Raw genomic sequence first — 1,850 nt, forward strand, 5'->3', positions numbered from 1 at the left:
AGTCTATTATGTCTTGTTCGGGAATTTGCCCGCCGTTAGGGTCGTTAAATTTTGCCCCTTGCGGCTGCTGCCTTTGTTTGTATAGTCCGAGCGGATTTATTTTAAAATTCGATTGTATATTGTTGTTTACGTCTTTGTTTTTATCGTTAAATATATCTTCGCCCATAGAGCCGTTTTGCTGCTGCTCGTTTACCAGCTCTTGCGTTTGGCGCATAATGGCGCGGATTTGATTCATCTGTTCTTCGCTTAGTCCCTCTTGAGGCTCGGCCGCGCTTAAATTTAAAGCAAGTGCCGAGACGATCGAAAGTTTTATTAAATTTCTCATTTTGAGCCCTTTTCATCCAAGATTTGCGTTACTTGGTATTTGCTTACAATAAAACCGGTAGGGTTTTTCATCGTATCGGCGTATGTGCTGCTTTGGTTGTGAAAGTCGTACTCTATCGCGCTTCTATATTTTTTATAACTTACTTCAGTGCGCGTAGGGTTTGTGATCTCGGCTTGAAAATCGACTGTTGCTACGTTCTGGCTTAAAACGGCTACGTTTAAAATTTGAATGTTGCGGAAGTAATTTTTAGTCGTATAAATTGAGTTGGGATCGCTTACTAAACTTTGAAATGCTTCCCATACCTGCCTGCTGCTTTGCGTGCGTATCTCGTTATAGCGCTCGACATCGTCTATGCGGTTTATCATCTCTCTGTTTTTAACGTATCCGGCTAAAATGCTTTTTAGCAACTCTTCGTTGCTACGGACGTTTAGATTCGTATCGTCTATGGTTACGAAGCGGGAGTCACCGTCTGAAAATTTAAGCAAAACTGGCTTCGTCTCTTTTAGCGGCGTTAAAAGAGCTATTGCTACCGCTAGGCTTACGCTTACGACCGCAAGAGCTATGATCGTATAAAACATGTACGCTTTAATGCTTCTTTCGGCTCTAAAAATAAAATTTGGGTCGATTTTCTTCTCTTCGAATGCCATTTATCCCACCTTTATAAAATCATAGCAAGCGCAAGGACTAATTCTTTCTATTTTGCTAGGTTTGTCTGCGCATCCGCTTAAAAATGCCGTTAATATCGCTATTACTGCAATAATCGCTACTTTTTTCATCTTTAACTCCTATTTTCTTTAAATTCTATATAGTGTTTTCGCCAGTGGATCGGGCTATCGTCTTTAAGCTGCTTTAAAAGCATTACGTTGTCCGAGCTTGAAGAAAATGCCCGTAGGTAGCTTCCGAGCCTCGATAGGTCTATATCCAATTTTGCACTCTCGCTTCTTAATTTCATATTTAGTAGTATCTGCCTCGCATTCGAGTTCGTCTCTTTTAAAAATTTAGCCTCCGTCGGCGTTAGCCCTATCATTGCGTTTAACTCCGCTAACGTTTCTTCGCTATTGGTCGGAAAAATGACAAAATTTGCGATATTATCCAAAAACGACGAACCGCGTTCGATGTTATTAAATAAGCTCATATTTTGAAAACCCATACACATTACCCCGCCGATTTTTCTGACTTCTAGGATCGCCTCAAGGATTTTTTCTTGCATCGTCTCGTCCTGCAAATAATCCTTTAATTCGTCTATGAAGCAAAAGAAGCCGCGCTTATCTGCGCTATTTTTGGCTTTATTTTTTAGCTTATGAAAAATATATATGGCCGTAAGCCCGGCAGTCTTTTTGTTTTGTAGTATGCCGTCCATATTTAGCACTGATAGCTGTTTGGTAAAATTTAGAGCATCTTCTTTGTTGTCGAATATTGAGCCCTTGTAATTATCAAATCTGATTTTCAGCCTTGATTTTTCGTTATTGTCGCTTGGAAGCGAAATAATAAAGTCGCTTAACGTGAGCGTTTGACCCTCTTGCTT

The 1,850-nt window shown here is 40.2% G+C and carries 3 protein-coding genes and 1 pseudogene; all 4 read right to left on the minus strand.

Features of this window, described 5'->3' with window-relative positions; translation table 11 throughout:
- Positions 1-325 (minus strand): annotated as a pseudogene (locus Q0257_RS02230) (type IV secretion system protein VirB9); the annotation flags it as partial.
- Positions 322-972, minus strand: a complete 651-nt coding sequence (locus Q0257_RS02235; protein WP_297997890.1) for a VirB8/TrbF family protein — start codon at positions 970-972, stop codon at positions 322-324. The pseudogene Q0257_RS02230 and the gene Q0257_RS02235, both read right to left, overlap by 4 nt.
- Positions 973-1,101, minus strand: coding sequence for a hypothetical protein (locus Q0257_RS02240; protein WP_298021032.1), 129 nt, complete (start codon positions 1,099-1,101; stop codon positions 973-975).
- A 2-nt stretch (positions 1,102-1,103) separates the two neighbouring features.
- Positions 1,104-1,850 (minus strand): type IV secretion system DNA-binding domain-containing protein (locus tag Q0257_RS02245; protein ID WP_298021033.1); only part of this gene is annotated, 747 nt, incomplete at its 5' end.

It is taken from the genome of uncultured Campylobacter sp. (genome assembly GCF_938018035.1).
GTDB lineage: Bacteria > Campylobacterota > Campylobacteria > Campylobacterales > Campylobacteraceae > Campylobacter_B.